We start from the raw sequence: 16,030 nt of genomic DNA, 5'->3' as shown, positions 1-16,030 counted from the left end.
GAAATGGGAGGATCGCCTCAATAACGCAACACCTGGCGCAGTGTCTGCCCGCCACGTTCGACGGTAAAGCGCCACCAGCGCGTATCCTGCTGAGCAATCTGTGCCAACGCTGCCGCGGAGTCGATGCTCGTGCCGTTCACCTCGCGCACAATATCGCCGGGCTGAAAGCCGAAATCGGCGGCCGGTGAATCGCGGTTGATGTCGACCACGGTGACGCCCTTCAAATCGGTGCGCAGGCCGAGCCGCTGCGCGAGCCGCGGCGACAGCTCCGCCACTTTGGCGCCGGCGAAGGGGCTGCGGCCGTGCAATGTCACCTCGGTCGGCTTAGCGCCTTCCGGCGCGCGCTCCAGCGGAATCTCCAGCGTCGCCTGCTTGCCCTTGCTCAGCACTGCGAAGGTGGCCTTGGTGCCGATCGACAGCGTCGCCATGCGGTAGTCCAGCGCCTCGATGCCTTCGACGGGCGTGTTGTTGAGCGACAGCACGACGTCGCCGGGCTTGAGCCCGGCCTTGCCGGCGGGTCCCGCCGCATCGACCGACGAGACCAGCGCGCCGGTCGGCTTCTCCATGCCGAGCGATTCGGCGATCTGCGGCGTCACCGCCTCGAACTCGGCGCCGATATAGGGTCGCTCGAAGAAGTCGAGGCCAGCTTTGGCGGCGTCGGCGAAGGCGCGCACCATGTTCGCGGGAATAGCGAAGCCGATGCCGATCGAGCCGCCGCTGCGGCTGTAGATCGCCGTGTTGATGCCGACCAACTGGCCGCCCATGTTGATCAGCGCGCCGCCGGAATTGCCCGGGTTGATGGCGGCGTCGGTCTGGATGAAGTAGCCCGAATCCGAGACGCCGATGTGGCTGCGGGCAAGTGCCGACACAATGCCGCTGGTGGTGGTCTGGCCGACGCCGAACGGATTGCCGATGGCGAGCACCAGGTCGCCGACCTCGAGCGCATCGGAATCACCGATGGCGATAACCGGGAACGGCTTGTCGGCCGCGATCTTGAGCACGGCGAGGTCGAGCGTCTCGTCCTTCAGCATGACCTTGCTGGTGAACTCGCGCCCATCGGCGGTCGCGACCTTCACCTCGTCGGCGTCCTTGATGACATGGTAGTTGGTGACGATGACGCCGCTCGGATCGACCAGCACGCCGGAGCCCAGCGAGGACTGCGCGCGCGGCTGGGCGCGGCCGAAGAATTCCTCGAAGAAGGGATCGCCCTCGAAGGGAGAGGTCACCTTCGCGGTCTGCGAGGCATAGACATTGACCACGGCCGGCGCCGTCTGCTTGACCAGGGGCGCGAAGGAAAGCTGCACCTCCTCGCGACCGAAGGGCACGCGCTTGTCCGGGCCGGAGGTGGCGTTCTCGCCTTCGACGCCATGCAACAGATCGGTCAGCACGTCGGAGAGGCCGGGATCGGCCGGCTTGGCGGCGTCCTCGGCCAATGCCTGTCTGACGCCAGGCGCCGCAGCGAAAGCGGCAAGCGCGCAAACTGCAATGAGAAACAGCCGTTTGAGGTGCATTCCGAATCCTCCAGATCAGGCGCCATTGTCCCGACGATTGTGCAGAATGAAAGGCTAATGCACAGAAATCAGGCGCTTGTCGCGCAAAAGCACGAGCTTGCGTGTGAAAATCCGCTCGCGCCGAAGCTCGGCCCCCAAAATGCAAAAGGGGCCCGCAGGCCCCTCGCAATCTCTTCCTAGGTCGAGGCCTTACGCGGCCGCGGCATCCTCGTTGCCACCTTCGGCCTCGAGGCGGGCACGGTCGGCGGCGCCCTTGGCCGAGGTGTCGCGGTCGACGAATTCGATGACCGCCATGGCGGCGTTGTCGCCCTTGCGGAAGCCCGCCTTCATGATGCGCAGATAGCCGCCGTTGCGGGTGGCGTAGCGCGGGGCGATGGTCTCGAACAGGCGCTTGACGACGCCTTCATTGCCGATCTGCGCGATCACCTGGCGGCGGGCGTGCAGGTCGCCGCGCTTGCCGAGCGTCACCAGCTTCTCGACGATCGGACGCAGGTCCTTCGCCTTCGGCAGGGTGGTGACGATCTGCTCGTGCTCGATCAGAGACACGGCGAGGTTGGCGAACATCGACTTGCGGTGGCTTACGCTGCGGGCGAAGCGACGGCCTTTGAAACCGTGGCGCATGGCTCTTCTCCTTCTTCAGTTGTTCAAGAGGCCACGGCCTCTGATGGTTTTCCGCATGACCGTCGGATCGGGCGGCTCGCGCCGCCGATCCTTGGAATTCATGCTCAATATTGGTCTTCGTAACGTTTTGCGAGGTCTTCGATGTTTTCCGGCGGCCAATCCGGCACTTCCATGCCGAGGTGCAGGCCCATCGCCGCCAGCACTTCCTTGATCTCGTTCAGCGACTTGCGGCCGAAGTTCGGAGTGCGCAGCATCTCGGCTTCGGTCTTCTGGATCAGGTCGCCGATATAGACGATGTTGTCGTTCTTCAGGCAGTTGGCCGAACGCACCGAAAGCTCGAGCTCGTCGACCTTCTTGAGCAGCGCCGGGTTGAAGGCGAGCTCGGTGACGGCCTCGGTGGCGACTTCCTTCTGCGGCTCGTCGAAGTTGACGAACAGGCTGAGCTGGTCCTGCAGGATGCGGGCAGCGAAAGCCACGGCGTCCTCGCCCGAGATCGAACCGTCGGTCTCGATGGTCATGGTCAGCTTGTCATAGTCGAGCACCTGGCCCTCGCGGGTGTTCTCGACCTTGTAGGAGACCTTCTTGACCGGCGAGTAGAGGCTGTCGACCGGGATAAGGCCGATCGGCGCATCCTCGGCGCGGTTGCGCTCGGCCGGCACGTAGCCCTTGCCGGTGTCGACGGTGAACTCCATGCGGATCTCCGCACCCTCGTCCAGCGTGCAGATCACGTGGTCGGGGTTGAGAATCTCGACGTCGCCGACGGTCTGAATGTCGCCGGCGAGCACGGCGCCCGGGCCCTGCTTGCGCACGACCATGCGCTTGGGACCGTCGCCTTCCATGCGGATGGCGATTTCCTTGATGTTGAGCACGATGTCGGTCACGTCCTCGCGCACGCCGGCGATCGACGAGAATTCATGCAGCACGCCGTCGATCTGCACGGCGGTGACGGCCGCGCCGCGCAGCGAAGACAGAAGCACGCGCCGCAGCGCGTTGCCGAGAGTGAGGCCGAAGCCGCGCTCGAGCGGCTCGGCCACCAGCGTCGTCAGCGTCTTCTTCTTCGACGAGAACTCGATCTTGTTCGGCTTGATCAGTTCCTGCCAGTTTTTCTGGATCATGGTGTCTTCCTTCCTTTGACCCGCCACCATCCAATCGTGGCGGGCAGCCTGGAATTGCCGCGGAGGAGCGCTCGGGCGCTCACGCGGCGCTCTGAATTATTAGACGCGGCGCTTCTTGCGCGGGCGGCAGCCATTGTGCGGGATCGGCGTCACATCACGGATCGAGGTGATGGTGAAGCCGGCGGCCTGCAGGGCGCGCAGCGCCGATTCGCGGCCGGAGCCGGGTCCGCAGACCTCGACCTCGAGCATGCGCATGCCGTGTTCCTGGGCCTTCTTGGCAACGTCCTCGGCCGCCATCTGGGCGGCGAACGGGGTCGACTTGCGCGAACCCTTGAAGCCCTGGGCACCGGCCGACGACCAGGCAATCGAATTGCCCTGCGCGTCGGTGATGGTGATCATCGTGTTGTTGAAAGTCGAATTGACGTGGGCAACGCCCGACGAGATGTTCTTGCGTTCGCGACGGCGAACACGAGCGGCTTCCTTGGCCATGGTAGTCCTTTCAGTTGATCTCTACACCGCCGTAATGCCAGCGGCTCCACCTTGGAAAAGCGAGTAGTGAGTAGGGAATAGCGAATAGGGTCCCCTACTCGCTAACGGCTACTCGCTATTCGCTCAATTACTTCTTCTTGCCGGCGATCGCTTTGGCCGGGCCCTTGCGGGTGCGCGCATTGGTGTGCGTGCGCTGACCGCGGACCGGCAGCGAGCGGCGGTGACGCAGGCCGCGGTAGCAGCCGAGATCCATGAGCCGCTTGATGTTCATCGAGACTTCGCGGCGCAGGTCGCCTTCGACCTGGTAGTCGCGGTCGATCGTCTCGCGGATCTGCAGCACTTCCGCGTCGGTCAGCTGATTGACGCGGCGGTCCGCCGGGATGCCGACCTTGTCGACGATCTCCTGGGCAAACTTCTTGCCGATGCCGTGAATGTACTGAAGCGCAATGACGACGCGCTTGTTGGTCGGAATGTTGACGCCGGCTATACGAGCCATTTCTTCTCATCTCCATATGGGCCGGACAAGCCGGCGCTATCTAAGTTGCCCCGCGTCCGGTGGAGGCCGGCCCTTGCGGGAGTTTCCTGGTTCAAAACGATTGCCCTGCCCTTGCGGGCAGGCAAAGTCCATGCCTGACAGGAAGACGGGCCGCCATACCCCAACGGTCCCCTGTCGTCAAGCGCAATCTTTACTTGTCGGAACGGCCTACTTCGCCGTCGCCGCGAGCACGCGCTCGATCTCCGCGGTCACGGCGTCGATGCTGGCCATGCCGTCGACGGTCTTCAGCCTGCCTTTGGCATAATAGTAACCGGTCAGCGGCGCCGTCTTCTTGTAATATTCGCGCAGGCGCTCCTCGAACACAGCCGGGTTATCGTCCTTGCGCACCGGCTGGCCCGCGGCCTTGGCATCCTCGGCTCGCTTGACGACGCGCCCGACCAGCGCCTTGTCGTCGACGACGAGCTCGATGACGCTGTCCAGCGCGATGTTGCGTTCCGAAAGCATGGCTTCCACGGCGTCGGCCTGCACCAGCGTGCGCGGATATCCGTCGAGGATGAAGCCTTTGGCGCAATCGGGCTGGTCGATCCGCTCGGCGACGATCGCGTTGACGATCGCGTCCGACACCAGTTCGCCGGCATCCATTACCGCCTTGGCCCGCTTGCCGACCTCGGTTCCGGCCTGGACGGCGGCACGCAGCATGTCACCCGTCGAAAGCTGGGGTATGCCGTGTTTCTCTACCAGTCTCTGTGCTTGTGTCCCCTTGCCCGCCCCTGGCGGCCCAAGCAATATCAGCCTCATCTGCTCCTCTTACCCCCGCGCAACTTCGACTTCTTGATCAGGCCCTCATACTGGTGCGCGATCAGGTGACCCTGAATCTGCGCCACCGTGTCGAGCGTGACACTGACCACGATCAGAAGCGATGTGCCACCGAGGTAGAAAGGTACGCCAGTCGCTGAAATCAGGAACTCAGGCAGCAGACACACCAGCACCAGGTAGATGGCGCCGATGACGGTGATACGCGTCAGAACATAGTCGATATATTCGGCGGTGCGCTCACCCGGCCGATAGCCGGGGATGAAGCCGGAATGCTTCTTGAGCTGGTCGGCCGTGTCCTTCGGGTTGAAGACGATCGCCGTATAGAAGAAGGCAAAGAAGATGATCATCGCGGCGTAGAACGCCATGTAGAGCGGCTGGCCGTGACCTAGAGAGGCCAGAACCGTGCTAGCCCAGGCCGGCAGGTTCGTCGTCTGCGAGAAGCCGGCGACCGTTGCCGGCAGAAGCAGCAGCGAGGACGCGAAGATCGGCGGGATGACGCCCGAGGTGTTGAGCTTCAGCGGCAGGTGCGAGGTATCGCCCTGGAACATGCGGTTGCCGACCTGCCGCTTTGGATACTGGATGAGCAGGCGACGCTGGGCGCGCTCGAAGAAGACAATCACGCCGATGACGACGACGGCGAGCACGATGATCGCCAGGATGAGGCTCGTGGACAGCGCGCCGGTGCGGCCGAGTTCCAGTGTGCCGGAAATGGCGCGCGGGAGGCCGGCGACGATGCCAGAGAAGATGATCAGCGAAATGCCGTTGCCGATGCCGCGCGCGGTGATCTGCTCGCCGAGCCACATCAGGAACATGGTGCCGCCGACGAGCGTGACGACGGTCGAGATGCGGAAGAACATGCCCGGATCGTTGACGATGCCGTTGCCGCCCTCGAGGCCGATCGAAATGCCGTAGGCCTGCACCAGGGCAAGCAGCACGGTGCCGTAGCGCGTGTACTGGTTGATGATCTTGCGGCCCTGCTCGCCTTCCTTCTTCAGCGATTCCAGCGACGGGATGACCGAGGTCATCAGCTGCATGATGATGGAAGCGGAGATGTAGGGCATGATGCCGAGCGCGAAGATCGCCATGCGCTGCACGGCGCCGCCGGCAAACATGTTGAACATGCCGAGCACGCCCTTGCTCTGCGAGGAGAAGGCTTGCGCGAAAGCGTCGGGATTGATGCCGGGAAGCGGGATGTAGGTGCCGAGGCGGTAAACGAGCAGCGCGCCGATGGTGAACCAGATGCGCTTCTTCAGATCCTCGGCCTTGGCGAAGGCCGCAAAATTCAGATTGGAGGCTAGTTGTTCAGCAGCCGAAGCCATGCCTGATTCTCCGCTAGGTCACGCTCGATGCCCGCAGCTCAGGCGGCGCGTGTCACCGAAGCCCACGAGATAAGCCCCGGACCGTCAACATGCAAGCGGCCGCGTTGACGCGGCCGCCTAATTGATCAGATCAGAGCGCGGGTGGGCGGCAAAAACGAAGTCATTCCGGCCGGCCGCGCTTCAAATCGCCGTTACTCGGCAGCGGCCGCTTCCGGCAGCTTCACCGAACCGCCGGCCTTCTCGATCTTCTCGATCGCCGCCTTGGAGGCGCCGGCGACGTCGAAGCTGAGCTTGGCCTTGAGCTCGCCGTCGGAGAGCACGCGCACACCGTCCTTGGCGCGGCGAATGACGCCGGCGGCAATCAAGGCTTCGGCCGTGACGGTCTCCTTGGCGTCGAGCTTCTTGGCATCGACGGCAGCCTGGATACGGGCGAGCGACACGACGGTGAAGCTCTTGCCGAACAGGTTGTTGAAGCCGCGCTTCGGCAGGCGACGGTAGAGCGGCATCTGGCCGCCCTCGAAGCCGTTGATGGCGACGCCGGAGCGCGCCTTCTGGCCCTTGACGCCGCGACCGGCGGTCTTGCCCGAGCCGGAGCCGATGCCACGACCGAGGCGCTTCCTGGAATGCGTGGCGCCGTCCTTGTCACGCAGATCGTTGAGTTTCATCTTTCTTCTCCTGCGGTTCCGTTCAGGCCTCGTCCACGACGCGGACGAGATGCTGGACGGCGGCGATCATGCCGCGCACGGAAGGGGTGTCTTCCAGCGTGCGCCGCTTGTGCATCTTGTTGAGGCCGAGGCCGACCAGCGTCGCGCGCTGCTCCTTCGGCCGGCGGATCGGCGAACCGATCTGCTCGACGGTGATGGTCTTGGTAGCTTTCTTGGCCATGGTCGAAATCCCTGGTCAGCGTCGACTATTCTTCAGCCGCGACGGCGGTGCCGCGGCGGGCCTGAAGGGTCGAGTACTTGATGCCGCGCGCGGCAGCCACATCCTTCGGATGCATCTGGCTCTTCAGCGCGTCGAAGGTGGCGCGAACCATGTTGTAGGGGTTTGACGAACCCATCGACTTGGCGACCACGTCATGCATGCCGAGCGTCTCGAAGACGGCGCGCATCGGGCCACCCGCGATGATGCCGGTACCCTGCTTGGCGGCGCGCAGAAGAACGCGTCCGGCGCCCCAGCGGCCCTCGACGTCGTGATGCAGCGTGCGGCCAGAGCGCAGCGGCACGAAGATCATGTCGCGCTTGGCCGACTCGGTCGCCTTGCGGATCGCCTCCGGCACTTCGCGAGCCTTGCCGTGGCCGAAGCCGACGCGGCCTTTCTGGTCGCCGACGACGACGAGAGCGGCAAAGCCGAAACGACGGCCACCCTTCACCACCTTGGCGACGCGGTTGATGTGGACGAGCTTGTCCACCATGCCGTCGTCGCGCTCTTCGCGATCACGCTCGCGGCCGCGGCCGCCTTCCCTACGTTCCTGTGCCATATCCTAGTCCTTGTTCTTTTCCGGAAGCACGGGTTGCTGTTTGCCGGCGCCTCTTATGGGTCGCCAGCGGCGAAAAATCAGAAGCTCAGGCCACCCTCGCGGGCAGCCTCGGCCAGCGCCTTGACGCGGCCGTGATAGATATACGGGCCACGGTCGAAGACGACTTCCTTGACGCCGGCCTTCGAAGCGCGCTCGGCAATCAGCTTGCCGACGGCGGCGGCGGCAGCGGTGTCGGCGCCGGTCTTGAGCGAACCCTTGAGGTCCTTCTCCAGCGTCGAGGCGGCGGCCAGCGTATGGCCCTTCGCATCGTCGATGACCTGGACGTAGATATGCTTCGAGGTGCGGTGCACCGAGAGGCGCGGGCGTTCGCCGGCGACCTTCTTCAACTGGCGGCGCACGCGCTGCGCGCGGCGTTGAGTGGTCTCTTTCGGGGTTGCCATAATGTCAGTTCCTTGCCTTCAGAAAACGGGGGCAACCCTGTGCGGTAGGCCAATGCCTCCCGCGGTCGCGCCCCGCGGCGTTACACTTGTCTGGCTTGGTCCCTTCCGAAAAGTCTGCAACTTTTTGCTGCGCTGACCTTCGGTTCAGGGCCAAGCCTGTTACTTCTTCTTGCCTTCCTTGCGGACGATCCGCTCGTCGGCGTAGCGCACGCCCTTGCCCTTGTAGGGCTCCGGACCGCGGTATTCGCGGATCTCGGCGGCGACCTGGCCGACCTGCTGCTTGTCGATGCCGGAGACCGTGATTTCGGTCGGCTTCGGCACCGAGATCGTGATGCCCTGCGGCGTCTCATAGACCACGTCGTGGCTGAAGCCGAGCGCCAGCTGCAGGTTCTTGCCCTGCATGGCGGCACGATAGCCGACGCCAGTGATCTCGAGCTTCTTTTCGAAGCCGTCCTTCACGCCCTGCAGGATGTTGACGATCTGCGTGCGCGACATGCCCCACTTGGAGCGGGCGGTCTTCGACTGGTCGCGCGGCTCGACAGCGATCTCGCTGCCTTCCATCTTGACCAGCACTTCGTCGTTCACCACGAACTTCAGCTCGCCCTTGGGGCCCTTCGCCGTCACGGTCTGGCCGTTGACGGTCGCGGTCACGCCCTGCGGCAGCGAAACGGGTTTTTTTCCGATACGAGACATTGTCGTCTCCTTCTTTCCTTAACTGCTGTGAATGGTGAATGGTAAAATGGTGAATAGCGCGGACGACGTTCCGGGCAGTTTCACCATTCACTATTCACCATTGACCATTCACCCCTAGAATATCTGGCAGAGGATCTCGCCGCCGACATTCTGCTCGCGTGCTTCGTGATCGGCCATGACGCCCTTCGGCGTCGAAAGGATGGCGATGCCGAGGCCGTTGGCGACGTGCGGGATCGACTTGGCCGAGACATAGACGCGGCGGCCCGGCTTCGAGACGCGCTCGATCTCGCGCACGACCGGCGCGCCGTCGAAATACTTCAGCTCGATCTCGATTTCCGACTTGCCGTTATCGAAGTCGGTCTGGCTGTAGTCGCGGATATAGCCTTCCGACTTCAGCACTTCGAGGACGCGGGCGCGCAGACGCGAGGCCGGGGTCGAGACGCTCGACTTCTTGCGGCCGTAAGCGTTGCGGATGCGGGTCAGCATATCGCCGAGAGGATCGCTCAATGACATCTCAGTGTCTCCTTACCAGCTCGACTTGACCAGGCCCGGGATCTGGCCGTTGTTGCCCAGATCGCGAAGCGCGATACGCGAAAGCTTTAGCTTGCGATAGTAGGCGCGCGGACGGCCGGTGACTTCGCAGCGGTTGCGGATACGGATCTTGGCCGAGTTGCGCGGCAGCGCCGAAAGCTTCAACTGGGCGCGGAAACGCTCTTCCATCGGCTTGGACTGATCCATGACGATTTCCTTGAGCGCCTTGCGCTTGGCGGCGTACTGGCCGGCGAGCTTGCGGCGCCGGTTGTTCTTCTCGACTGAGCTGGTCTTTGCCATTTCAGATTTTTCCTTTTTCGCTGCCGTTACTGGCGGAAGGGGAAGTTGAAGGCCTTGAGCAGCGCCCTGGCCTCGTCGTCCGTCTTCGCCGTCGTACAAACGATGACGTCCATGCCCCAGACCTGATCAACCTTGTCGTAGTTGATCTCCGGGAACACGATGTGCTCCTTGATGCCCATGGCGTAGTTGCCACGGCCGTCAAAGCTCTTCGGGTTCAGTCCGCGGAAGTCGCGGACGCGCGGCAGCGCGATGTTCACGAGACGGTCGAGGAACTCGTACATGCGTTCCTTGCGCAGCGTGACCTTGGCGCCGATCGGCATGTTCTCGCGCACCTTGAAACCGGCAATCGAGTTGCGGGCGCGGGTGACGACGGCCTTCTGGCCGGCGATCAGCGCGAGGTCTTCGGCCGCGACCGAAGGCTTCTTCGAATCGCCGGTCGCCTCGCCGACGCCCATGTTCAGCACGATCTTGTCCAGGCGCGGAACCTGCATGTCGTTGTCATAGCCGAACTGCTCCTGCAGCGCCTTGCGGATGGTCTCGTTGTAGACCTTCTTGAGGCGCGGCTCGTTCTTGGCAGCCGCCTGCTTGGTTTCAGCCTTAGCCATTGATGACTTCTCCCGAACGCTTGGCGACGCGCACCTTCTTGCCGTCCTTCTGGATGGTGAAGCCGACGCGGGTCGGCTTGCCGTCCTTGGGGTCGGCCAGCGCGATGTTCGACAGGTGGATCGGCGCTTCCTTGGTGATGATCCCGCCCTCTTGGGACTGGGTCTGCTTCTGGTGACGGCGGATGAGGTTCACGCCGCGAACGACCGCGGTGTCTTCCTTCGGCTGCACCGACAGGACTTCGCCCGAACGGCCCTTGTCCTTGCCGGCAAGCACGACAACCTTGTCGCCTTTTCTGATCTTTTGCATTGGTCCGGCTCCTTACAGCACTTCAGGCGCAAGCGAGATGATCTTCATGTGGTTCTTGGCGCGAAGCTCGCGCGGAACCGGCCCGAAGATACGCGTGCCGATCGGCTCTTTCTTGTTGTCGACGAGAACGGCCGCGTTCTTGTCGAAACGGATCACGCTGCCGTCCGGGCGGCGGATGTCCTTGGCCGTGCGAACCACGACCGCCTTCATCACATCGCCCTTCTTCACGCGGCCGCGCGGGATGGCTTCCTTGATCGACACCACGATGATGTCACCGACGGAGGCATACTTCCGCTTCGAGCCGCCCAGCACCTTGATGCACATGACACGACGGGCGCCGGAGTTGTCCGCGACGTCGAGGTTTGTTTGCATCTGAATCATGACTGGCCGCCTTCTTCTTTTCTAACGGGACGGGTTCGACACCCTTCCCCGGTCTGTCCAAAATTCGTTTCGTTCGCCCGGATCAAGCCTGATCCGAAGTGACGACGATCCAGCGCTTGTCCTTGGAGATCGGCTTCGATTCCTGGATGAACACCTGGTCGCCGACCTTGTGGGCGTTGTTCTCGTCATGCGCCTTGTACTTCTTGGTCAGGCGCACGGTCTTCTTCATCACGGGATGCGTGAAGCGCCGCTCGACTTTGACGACAACCGTCTTCTCGTTCTTGTCGCTGACGACAGTGCCCTGCAGGATGCGCTTTGGCATGGTTCTCGTCCTTAAGCCTTCTTGGCCGCGGCTTTTTCCGCGGCGATGGTCTTGATGCGCGCGATGTCCCTGCGGACCTGCTTCACGCGCGCGGTCTTCTCGAGCTGGCCGGTGGCCTTCTGGAAGCGCAGATTGAACTGCTCCTTCTTGAGGGCGGCCAGGTCGTCGGTCAGCTGATCCTGGGTCTTGGTCCGGATATCTTCGGCTTTCATGATCGCCCGTCCTTATTCTGCGATGCGCTGTACGAAGCGCGTCTTGACCGAGAGCTTGGCGGCGCCGAGACGCAGCGCCTCACGCGCGGTCTCCTCGCTGACGCCGTCGATCTCGAACATGATGCGGCCAGGCTTGACGCGAGCCGCCCAATAGTCGACGGCGCCCTTGCCCTTACCCATGCGCACTTCGGTCGGCTTCGAGGTGACCGGCAGATCCGGGAAAACCCGGATCCAGACGCGGCCGGCGCGCTTCATCTCGCGGGTGATCGCGCGGCGGGCCGCCTCGATCTCGCGCGCGGTGACGCGGTTCGGCTCAAGCGCCTTCAGTCCGAAACCGCCGAAATCCAGGTTGGTGCCGCCCTTGGCGGTACCGTGGATACGGCCCTTGAACTGCTTGCGGAACTTTGTGCGCTTTGGCTGCAGCATCGTTCTAACTCCAAATTCTCAAATGTCTCAGGCGTTCTCGCGACGGCGACCGCGCTCGCGCTCGCCAGCGGCACCTGCATGATCGCCTTCCGTGGCGCGACGCTCAGAGGCCATCGGGTCGTGCTCGAGGATCTCGCCCTTGAACACCCAAACCTTGACGCCGCAGATGCCGTAAGCCGTGTTCGCCTCGGCAACGCCATAGTCGACGTCGGCGCGCAGCGTATGCAGCGGCACGCGGCCTTCGCGGTACCACTCCATGCGCGCGATTTCGGCGCCGCCGAGACGGCCGGAGCAGTTGATGCGGATGCCTTCGGCGCCGAGACGCATGGCCGACTGAACGGCGCGCTTCATGGCGCGGCGGAACGCGATGCGGCGCTCGAGCTGCTGGGCGATCGACTGGGCGATCAGTGTGGCGTCGATTTCCGGCTTGCGCACTTCAACGATGTTGAGGTGCGTTTCGGACTTCGTCATCTCCATCAGCTTCTTGCGGAGCTTCTCGATGTCGGCGCCCTTCTTGCCGATGATCAGGCCCGGACGCGCGGCATGGATGGTGACGCGGCACTTCTTGTGCGGACGCTCGATCACGACCTTGGAGATCGCGGCCTGCTTGAGTTCCTTCTCAAGATACTTGCGGATCTTGATGTCCTCATGCAGCAGCTGGCCGTACTCGCCGGTGTTCGCGAACCAGCGCGAATCCCAGGTGCGGTTGATGCCGAGACGCAGCCCGATCGGATTGACTTTCTGGCCCATTATGCGGCCTCCCCTTTTTCCTCGACTTCACGAACGACGATCGTGAGGTGCGAGAACGGCTTTTCGATACGGCTGGCGCGACCACGGCCACGAGCGTGGAACCGCTTCATGACGATCGACTTGCCGACATAGGCTTCCGATACGATCAGCGAATCGACATCGAGGTCGTGGTTGTTTTCCGCGTTGGCGATCGCCGATTCCAGCGTCTTCTTGACCGTGCCGGAAATCCGCTTGGCCGAGAATTCGAGGTCGGAAAGCGCTGTCGCGACCTTCTTGCCGCGGATCAGCGCGGCAACCAGGTTCAGCTTCTGCGGGCTGATACGGATCGTGCGCAACACGGCGCGCGCTTCGTTGTCAGCAAGCCTACGCGGAGCTTTGGCCTTGCCCATGATTTACTTCCTCTTCGCCTTCTTATCCGCGCCGTGACCGTAATAGGTCCGGGTCGGAGCGAATTCACCGAACTTGTGACCGACCATGTCCTCGTTCACCGAGACCGGGACATGCTTCTGGCCGTTGTAGACACCGAAGGTGAAGCCGACGAACTGCGGCAGGATGGTGGAGCGACGGCTCCACATCTTGATCACCTCATTGCGACCGCCTTCACGAACCTTGTCCACCTTCTTGAGAAGGTAGCCGTCGATGAAGGGGCCTTTCCAAATCGAACGAGTCACTTGGCGTTACCTCTTCTTAGCTCTTGCGCTGATGGCGCGAGCGCACGATGAACTTGTCGGTCGCCTTGTTGGACCGCGTCTTCTTGCCCTTGGTCGGCTTGCCCCAGGGCGAAACCGGATGACGGCCACCCGAGGTGCGGCCTTCACCACCACCGTGCGGATGATCGACCGGGTTCATGGCCACGCCGCGATTGTGCGGGCGCTTGCCGCGCCACACCGTGCGGCCGGCCTTGCCGTCGTTGATGTTGCCGTGGTCGGGGTTCGACACGGCGCCGACGGTGGCCATGCAGGAGCCGTGCACGACGCGCTGCTCGCCCGAGTTCAGACGCAGGATCGCCATGCCCTGGTCGCGGCCGACGAGCTGGGCGTAGCCGCCCGCCGAACGGGCGACCTGGCCGCCCTTGCCCGGCTTCAGCTCGATGTTATGGACGATCGTGCCGACCGGCATGGAGGCCAGCGGCATCGCGTTGCCCGGCTTCACGTCGACGGCTTCGCCAGCCACGATCTTGTCGCCGGCAGCCAGACGCTGCGGCGCCAGGATGTAGGACAGCTCGCCATCGTCATACTTGATCAGCGCGATGAAGGCGGTGCGGTTCGGATCGTATTCGATACGCTCCACCGTGCCGACGACGTCGTACTTCTTACGCTTGAAGTCGATGATGCGGTACGAACGCTTGTGACCGCCGCCGATGAAGCGGGCCGTGATGCGGCCGTAGTTGTTGCGGCCGCCCGACTTGGTCAGGCCTTCGGTCAGGCCCTTGACGGGCTTGCCCTTGTAGAGGCCCGAGCGGTCGACGATGACCAGCTGGCGGGTGCTCGGCGTTACCGGGTTGAATTTCTTGAGTGCCATTGTCCTGTCCTCGCGGCCTTGCTCAGAGACCCGTCGCGACGTCGATCGACTGGCCGTCGGCCAGCGTCACAACCGCCTTCTTGACGTCGCCCTGGCGGCCAACCGTGCCGCGGAAGCGCTTGATCTTGCCCTTGCGGACGAGCGTGTTCACGGCCATCACCTTGACGCCGAAGAGCGCTTCGACGGCGGCCTTGATTTCCGGCTTCGACGCCTTCTTGGCGACGTTGAAGACGACCTGGTTCTGCTCGGAAGCCATGGTCGACTTTTCAGTGATCGCCGGCGAGACGATCACGTCGTAGTGACGAAGGTCGGTCATTTGAAGCGCTCCTCGAGAGCCTCGACGGCGGCCTTGGAAAGGACCAGCGTGCCGCGGCGCAGAATGTCGTAGACGTTGATGCCCTGGATCGGCAGCACGTCGATGTTGGGAATGTTGGTGGCCGCCAGCTTGAAGTTCTGGTCGAGCTCGGCGCCGCCGATCACCAGGGCATTGGTGAGCCCGAGCGTCTCGAGGCTAGCTGCCAGCGCCTTGGTCTTGGCTTCGGCCAGCTTCAGCTCGTCGACGATGATCAGCGAAGCGCTCTTGGCCTTGGCTGAGAGAGCATGCTTCAAGCCCAGCGCGCGCACCTTCTTCGGCAGCTCGTGCTCGTGGCTGCGCACGACCGGGCCGTGCGCCTTGCCGCCGCCGCGGAACTGCGGAGCGCGAGCCGAATGGTGACGGGCGCGGCCCGTACCCTTCTGCTTGTACATCTTGGCGCCGGTACGCGCGATCTCGGCGCGACCCTTGGCCTTGTGCGTGCCCTGCTGCTTCTTGGCGAGCTGCCAGCGCACGACGCGCTGCAGGATGTCCTCGCGCGGGTCAAGGCCGAAAATCTCCTCGGAGAGTTTCACCTTGCCGGCGTCCTTGCCGCCGAGCGTTGTAATCTTGAGGTCCATTATTCCGCTCCCTCGGTGGCCGGGGCTTCGTTCTTGGCGGCAGCAGCGCGGATCGCGGCAGGCTTCGGCGCATTGGCCGGCAGCGCAACCTTGGCCGCGTCACGGACCAGGATCCAGGCGCCCTTGACGCCCGGAACGGCGCCACGGATCAGGATCAGGCCGCGGTCGGCATCGGTCGAGACGACCTCGACATTCTGCGTGGTGACGCGGACGTCGCCCATGTGGCCGGCCATCTTCTTGCCCTTGAACACCTTGCCGGGGTCCTGGCGCTGACCGGTCGAGCCGTGCGTGCGGTGCGAGACCGAGTTACCGTGCGTGGCGCGGCCACCACCCATGTTGTGCCGCTTGATCACGCCCTGGAAACCCTTGCCGGTCGAGGTGCCCGTCACGTCGACCTTCTGGCCGGCGACGAAGTGCTCGACGGTGAGCTCGGCGCCGACGTCGATCATGTTCTCGGCGGAGACGCGGAACTCGGCGAGCTTCGCCTTCGGCTCGACGGAGGCGGCAGCGAAATGGCCGCGCATCGCCTTCGACGTGTTCTTCACCTTGGCAAGGCCAACGCCGAGCTGGACGGCGGTGTAGCCGTTCTTCTCCTGCGTGCGCTGCGCCACGACCTGGCAGTTCTCCATCTGGAGAACGGTGACGGGAACGTGTTCCCCGGCATCGTTGTAGATGCGGGTCATTCCCACCTTCTTTGCAATCACACCTGAACGCATCGGTTCAATTCCTTTAGAGTTCCCTGTCGGGGCTAGCGCCCCTCCA

General features: G+C 63.5%; 27 protein-coding genes. All 27 read right to left on the bottom strand.

The window, feature by feature from the left end; all coding sequences use genetic code 11:
- Window positions 1–17: 17 nt before the first annotated feature.
- Window positions 18–1,511, bottom strand: a complete 1,494-nt coding sequence (locus QAZ47_RS21000; protein WP_278230580.1) for a DegQ family serine endoprotease — start codon at window positions 1,509–1,511, stop codon at window positions 18–20.
- A 189-nt stretch (window positions 1,512–1,700) separates the two neighbouring features.
- Complete coding sequence (gene rplQ / locus QAZ47_RS20995; RefSeq protein WP_278230579.1) at window positions 1,701–2,132, bottom strand: 50S ribosomal protein L17; 432 nt, start codon at window positions 2,130–2,132, stop codon at window positions 1,701–1,703.
- A 104-nt stretch (window positions 2,133–2,236) separates the two neighbouring features.
- The gene (locus QAZ47_RS20990) at window positions 2,237–3,247 is read right to left on the bottom strand and encodes a DNA-directed RNA polymerase subunit alpha (RefSeq protein ID WP_059188661.1); all 1,011 of its coding nucleotides are present in this window, start codon (window positions 3,245–3,247) and stop codon (window positions 2,237–2,239) included.
- Between the two features lie 99 nt (window positions 3,248–3,346).
- Window positions 3,347–3,736: a 30S ribosomal protein S11 gene (gene rpsK / locus QAZ47_RS20985; RefSeq protein ID WP_006205444.1), complete on the bottom strand. Its 390-nt coding sequence runs from the start codon at window positions 3,734–3,736 to the stop codon at window positions 3,347–3,349.
- Between the two features lie 127 nt (window positions 3,737–3,863).
- Window positions 3,864–4,232 (bottom strand): 30S ribosomal protein S13, encoded by a 369-nt coding sequence (rpsM, locus tag QAZ47_RS20980; RefSeq protein WP_027170351.1) that lies wholly within the window; start codon window positions 4,230–4,232, stop codon window positions 3,864–3,866.
- 207 nt (window positions 4,233–4,439) lie between these two features.
- A complete protein-coding gene (locus QAZ47_RS20975) occupies window positions 4,440–5,030 on the bottom strand; it encodes an adenylate kinase (protein WP_278230578.1) in 591 nt (196 codons plus the stop codon).
- Window positions 5,027–6,367, bottom strand: coding sequence for a preprotein translocase subunit SecY (secY, locus tag QAZ47_RS20970; RefSeq protein ID WP_278230577.1), 1,341 nt, complete (start codon window positions 6,365–6,367; stop codon window positions 5,027–5,029). The genes QAZ47_RS20975 and secY overlap by 4 nt, the downstream gene beginning before the upstream one ends.
- A 191-nt stretch (window positions 6,368–6,558) precedes the next feature.
- Window positions 6,559–7,032, bottom strand: coding sequence for a 50S ribosomal protein L15 (gene rplO, locus QAZ47_RS20965; protein ID WP_278077412.1), 474 nt, complete (start codon window positions 7,030–7,032; stop codon window positions 6,559–6,561).
- 22 nt (window positions 7,033–7,054) lie between these two features.
- Window positions 7,055–7,252, bottom strand: coding sequence for a 50S ribosomal protein L30 (rpmD, locus tag QAZ47_RS20960; protein ID WP_027170355.1), 198 nt, complete (start codon window positions 7,250–7,252; stop codon window positions 7,055–7,057).
- 25 nt (window positions 7,253–7,277) lie between these two features.
- The gene (gene rpsE, locus QAZ47_RS20955) at window positions 7,278–7,847 is read right to left on the bottom strand and encodes a 30S ribosomal protein S5 (RefSeq protein WP_140730117.1); all 570 of its coding nucleotides are present in this window, start codon (window positions 7,845–7,847) and stop codon (window positions 7,278–7,280) included.
- 77 nt (window positions 7,848–7,924) lie between these two features.
- Window positions 7,925–8,287 (bottom strand): 50S ribosomal protein L18, encoded by a 363-nt coding sequence (rplR, locus tag QAZ47_RS20950; RefSeq protein ID WP_278230576.1) that lies wholly within the window; start codon window positions 8,285–8,287, stop codon window positions 7,925–7,927.
- Window positions 8,288–8,446: 159 nt separating this feature from the next.
- Window positions 8,447–8,980: a 50S ribosomal protein L6 gene (rplF, locus tag QAZ47_RS20945; RefSeq protein WP_126084111.1), complete on the bottom strand. Its 534-nt coding sequence runs from the start codon at window positions 8,978–8,980 to the stop codon at window positions 8,447–8,449.
- Between the two features lie 114 nt (window positions 8,981–9,094).
- Entirely contained in the window at window positions 9,095–9,493 is a 399-nt protein-coding gene (rpsH, locus tag QAZ47_RS20940) for a 30S ribosomal protein S8 (RefSeq protein ID WP_126084112.1), read from the bottom strand.
- Window positions 9,494–9,505: 12 nt separating this feature from the next.
- Window positions 9,506–9,811: a 30S ribosomal protein S14 gene (gene rpsN / locus QAZ47_RS20935; protein ID WP_095777623.1), complete on the bottom strand. Its 306-nt coding sequence runs from the start codon at window positions 9,809–9,811 to the stop codon at window positions 9,506–9,508.
- Window positions 9,812–9,837: 26 nt separating this feature from the next.
- Window positions 9,838–10,416, bottom strand: a complete 579-nt coding sequence (gene rplE / locus QAZ47_RS20930) for a 50S ribosomal protein L5 (protein WP_095815056.1) — start codon at window positions 10,414–10,416, stop codon at window positions 9,838–9,840.
- Window positions 10,409–10,723, bottom strand: coding sequence for a 50S ribosomal protein L24 (gene rplX, locus QAZ47_RS20925; protein ID WP_040983021.1), 315 nt, complete (start codon window positions 10,721–10,723; stop codon window positions 10,409–10,411). Before rplX ends, rplE begins: the two co-directional genes overlap by 8 nt.
- Window positions 10,724–10,735: 12 nt before the next feature.
- On the bottom strand, window positions 10,736–11,104 hold the full coding sequence (rplN, locus tag QAZ47_RS20920; protein WP_006205457.1) for a 50S ribosomal protein L14: 369 nt from the start codon (window positions 11,102–11,104) through the stop codon (window positions 10,736–10,738).
- A gap of 82 nt (window positions 11,105–11,186) precedes the next feature.
- Window positions 11,187–11,426 carry a 30S ribosomal protein S17 gene (gene rpsQ, locus QAZ47_RS20915; RefSeq protein WP_059188492.1) on the bottom strand — a complete coding sequence of 80 codons (240 nt, stop codon included), beginning with the start codon at window positions 11,424–11,426 and terminating at the stop codon, window positions 11,187–11,189.
- An 11-nt stretch (window positions 11,427–11,437) separates the two neighbouring features.
- Entirely contained in the window at window positions 11,438–11,638 is a 201-nt protein-coding gene (gene rpmC / locus QAZ47_RS20910) for a 50S ribosomal protein L29 (protein WP_278077418.1), read from the bottom strand.
- A gap of 12 nt (window positions 11,639–11,650) precedes the next feature.
- Window positions 11,651–12,064, bottom strand: a complete 414-nt coding sequence (gene rplP, locus QAZ47_RS20905; RefSeq protein ID WP_027170364.1) for a 50S ribosomal protein L16 — start codon at window positions 12,062–12,064, stop codon at window positions 11,651–11,653.
- A 27-nt stretch (window positions 12,065–12,091) separates the two neighbouring features.
- Entirely contained in the window at window positions 12,092–12,814 is a 723-nt protein-coding gene (gene rpsC, locus QAZ47_RS20900) for a 30S ribosomal protein S3 (RefSeq protein WP_126084115.1), read from the bottom strand.
- On the bottom strand, window positions 12,814–13,203 hold the full coding sequence (gene rplV, locus QAZ47_RS20895; protein ID WP_059188489.1) for a 50S ribosomal protein L22: 390 nt from the start codon (window positions 13,201–13,203) through the stop codon (window positions 12,814–12,816). The genes rpsC and rplV overlap by 1 nt, the downstream gene beginning before the upstream one ends.
- A gap of 3 nt (window positions 13,204–13,206) precedes the next feature.
- Window positions 13,207–13,485, bottom strand: coding sequence for a 30S ribosomal protein S19 (gene rpsS, locus QAZ47_RS20890; RefSeq protein ID WP_006205463.1), 279 nt, complete (start codon window positions 13,483–13,485; stop codon window positions 13,207–13,209).
- A gap of 16 nt (window positions 13,486–13,501) precedes the next feature.
- Window positions 13,502–14,335, bottom strand: a complete 834-nt coding sequence (gene rplB, locus QAZ47_RS20885) for a 50S ribosomal protein L2 (RefSeq protein ID WP_040970375.1) — start codon at window positions 14,333–14,335, stop codon at window positions 13,502–13,504.
- Window positions 14,336–14,357: 22 nt separating this feature from the next.
- Window positions 14,358–14,651 carry a 50S ribosomal protein L23 gene (locus tag QAZ47_RS20880; RefSeq protein WP_059188488.1) on the bottom strand — a complete coding sequence of 98 codons (294 nt, stop codon included), beginning with the start codon at window positions 14,649–14,651 and terminating at the stop codon, window positions 14,358–14,360.
- Window positions 14,648–15,268, bottom strand: coding sequence for a 50S ribosomal protein L4 (rplD, locus tag QAZ47_RS20875; RefSeq protein WP_126094109.1), 621 nt, complete (start codon window positions 15,266–15,268; stop codon window positions 14,648–14,650). The genes QAZ47_RS20880 and rplD overlap by 4 nt, the downstream gene beginning before the upstream one ends.
- Window positions 15,268–15,984 carry a 50S ribosomal protein L3 gene (rplC, locus tag QAZ47_RS20870; RefSeq protein WP_278077422.1) on the bottom strand — a complete coding sequence of 239 codons (717 nt, stop codon included), beginning with the start codon at window positions 15,982–15,984 and terminating at the stop codon, window positions 15,268–15,270. The genes rplD and rplC overlap by 1 nt, the downstream gene beginning before the upstream one ends.
- Window positions 15,985–16,030: the final 46 nt, after the last annotated feature.

The sequence above is a fragment of the Mesorhizobium sp. WSM4904 genome (assembly GCF_029674545.1).
Classification (GTDB): Bacteria; Pseudomonadota; Alphaproteobacteria; order Rhizobiales; family Rhizobiaceae; genus Mesorhizobium.
The sequence above is the reverse complement of the archived record's forward strand: the minus strand, read 5'-3'. Positions and strand labels throughout refer to the sequence as shown.

What these genes read in the sequence shown, in the direction of transcription:
- QAZ47_RS20990 (WP_059188661.1), bottom strand. Translation starts at nt 3,247, where the DNA reads ATGATCCAGAAAAACTGGCAGGAACTGATCAAGCCGAACAAGATCGAG.
- QAZ47_RS20975 (WP_278230578.1), bottom strand. Translation starts at nt 5,030, where the DNA reads ATGAGGCTGATATTGCTTGGGCCGCCAGGGGCGGGCAAGGGGACACAA.
- rpsE (WP_140730117.1), bottom strand. Translation starts at nt 7,847, where the DNA reads ATGGCACAGGAACGTAGGGAAGGCGGCCGCGGCCGCGAGCGTGATCGC.
- rplE (WP_095815056.1), bottom strand. Translation starts at nt 10,416, where the DNA reads ATGGCTAAGGCTGAAACCAAGCAGGCGGCTGCCAAGAACGAGCCGCGC.
- rpsN (WP_095777623.1), bottom strand. Translation starts at nt 9,811, where the DNA reads ATGGCAAAGACCAGCTCAGTCGAGAAGAACAACCGGCGCCGCAAGCTC.
- rplX (WP_040983021.1), bottom strand. Translation starts at nt 10,723, where the DNA reads ATGCAAAAGATCAGAAAAGGCGACAAGGTTGTCGTGCTTGCCGGCAAG.
- rplN (WP_006205457.1), bottom strand. Translation starts at nt 11,104, where the DNA reads ATGATTCAGATGCAAACAAACCTCGACGTCGCGGACAACTCCGGCGCC.
- QAZ47_RS20880 (WP_059188488.1), bottom strand. Translation starts at nt 14,651, where the DNA reads ATGACCGACCTTCGTCACTACGACGTGATCGTCTCGCCGGCGATCACT.
- rplR (WP_278230576.1), bottom strand. Translation starts at nt 8,287, where the DNA reads ATGGCAACCCCGAAAGAGACCACTCAACGCCGCGCGCAGCGCGTGCGC.
- rpmD (WP_027170355.1), bottom strand. Translation starts at nt 7,252, where the DNA reads ATGGCCAAGAAAGCTACCAAGACCATCACCGTCGAGCAGATCGGTTCG.
- rplD (WP_126094109.1), bottom strand. Translation starts at nt 15,268, where the DNA reads ATGGACCTCAAGATTACAACGCTCGGCGGCAAGGACGCCGGCAAGGTG.
- rplF (WP_126084111.1), bottom strand. Translation starts at nt 8,980, where the DNA reads ATGTCTCGTATCGGAAAAAAACCCGTTTCGCTGCCGCAGGGCGTGACC.
- secY (WP_278230577.1), bottom strand. Translation starts at nt 6,367, where the DNA reads ATGGCTTCGGCTGCTGAACAACTAGCCTCCAATCTGAATTTTGCGGCC.
- rpsK (WP_006205444.1), bottom strand. Translation starts at nt 3,736, where the DNA reads ATGGCCAAGGAAGCCGCTCGTGTTCGCCGTCGCGAACGCAAGAACATC.
- rpsM (WP_027170351.1), bottom strand. Translation starts at nt 4,232, where the DNA reads ATGGCTCGTATAGCCGGCGTCAACATTCCGACCAACAAGCGCGTCGTC.
- rpmC (WP_278077418.1), bottom strand. Translation starts at nt 11,638, where the DNA reads ATGAAAGCCGAAGATATCCGGACCAAGACCCAGGATCAGCTGACCGAC.
- rpsQ (WP_059188492.1), bottom strand. Translation starts at nt 11,426, where the DNA reads ATGCCAAAGCGCATCCTGCAGGGCACTGTCGTCAGCGACAAGAACGAG.
- rplC (WP_278077422.1), bottom strand. Translation starts at nt 15,984, where the DNA reads ATGCGTTCAGGTGTGATTGCAAAGAAGGTGGGAATGACCCGCATCTAC.
- rpsC (WP_126084115.1), bottom strand. Translation starts at nt 12,814, where the DNA reads ATGGGCCAGAAAGTCAATCCGATCGGGCTGCGTCTCGGCATCAACCGC.
- rplV (WP_059188489.1), bottom strand. Translation starts at nt 13,203, where the DNA reads ATGGGCAAGGCCAAAGCTCCGCGTAGGCTTGCTGACAACGAAGCGCGC.
- rplB (WP_040970375.1), bottom strand. Translation starts at nt 14,335, where the DNA reads ATGGCACTCAAGAAATTCAACCCGGTAACGCCGAGCACCCGCCAGCTG.
- rpsH (WP_126084112.1), bottom strand. Translation starts at nt 9,493, where the DNA reads ATGTCATTGAGCGATCCTCTCGGCGATATGCTGACCCGCATCCGCAAC.
- rplO (WP_278077412.1), bottom strand. Translation starts at nt 7,032, where the DNA reads ATGAAACTCAACGATCTGCGTGACAAGGACGGCGCCACGCATTCCAGG.
- QAZ47_RS21000 (WP_278230580.1), bottom strand. Translation starts at nt 1,511, where the DNA reads ATGCACCTCAAACGGCTGTTTCTCATTGCAGTTTGCGCGCTTGCCGCT.
- rplQ (WP_278230579.1), bottom strand. Translation starts at nt 2,132, where the DNA reads ATGCGCCACGGTTTCAAAGGCCGTCGCTTCGCCCGCAGCGTAAGCCAC.
- rplP (WP_027170364.1), bottom strand. Translation starts at nt 12,064, where the DNA reads ATGCTGCAGCCAAAGCGCACAAAGTTCCGCAAGCAGTTCAAGGGCCGT.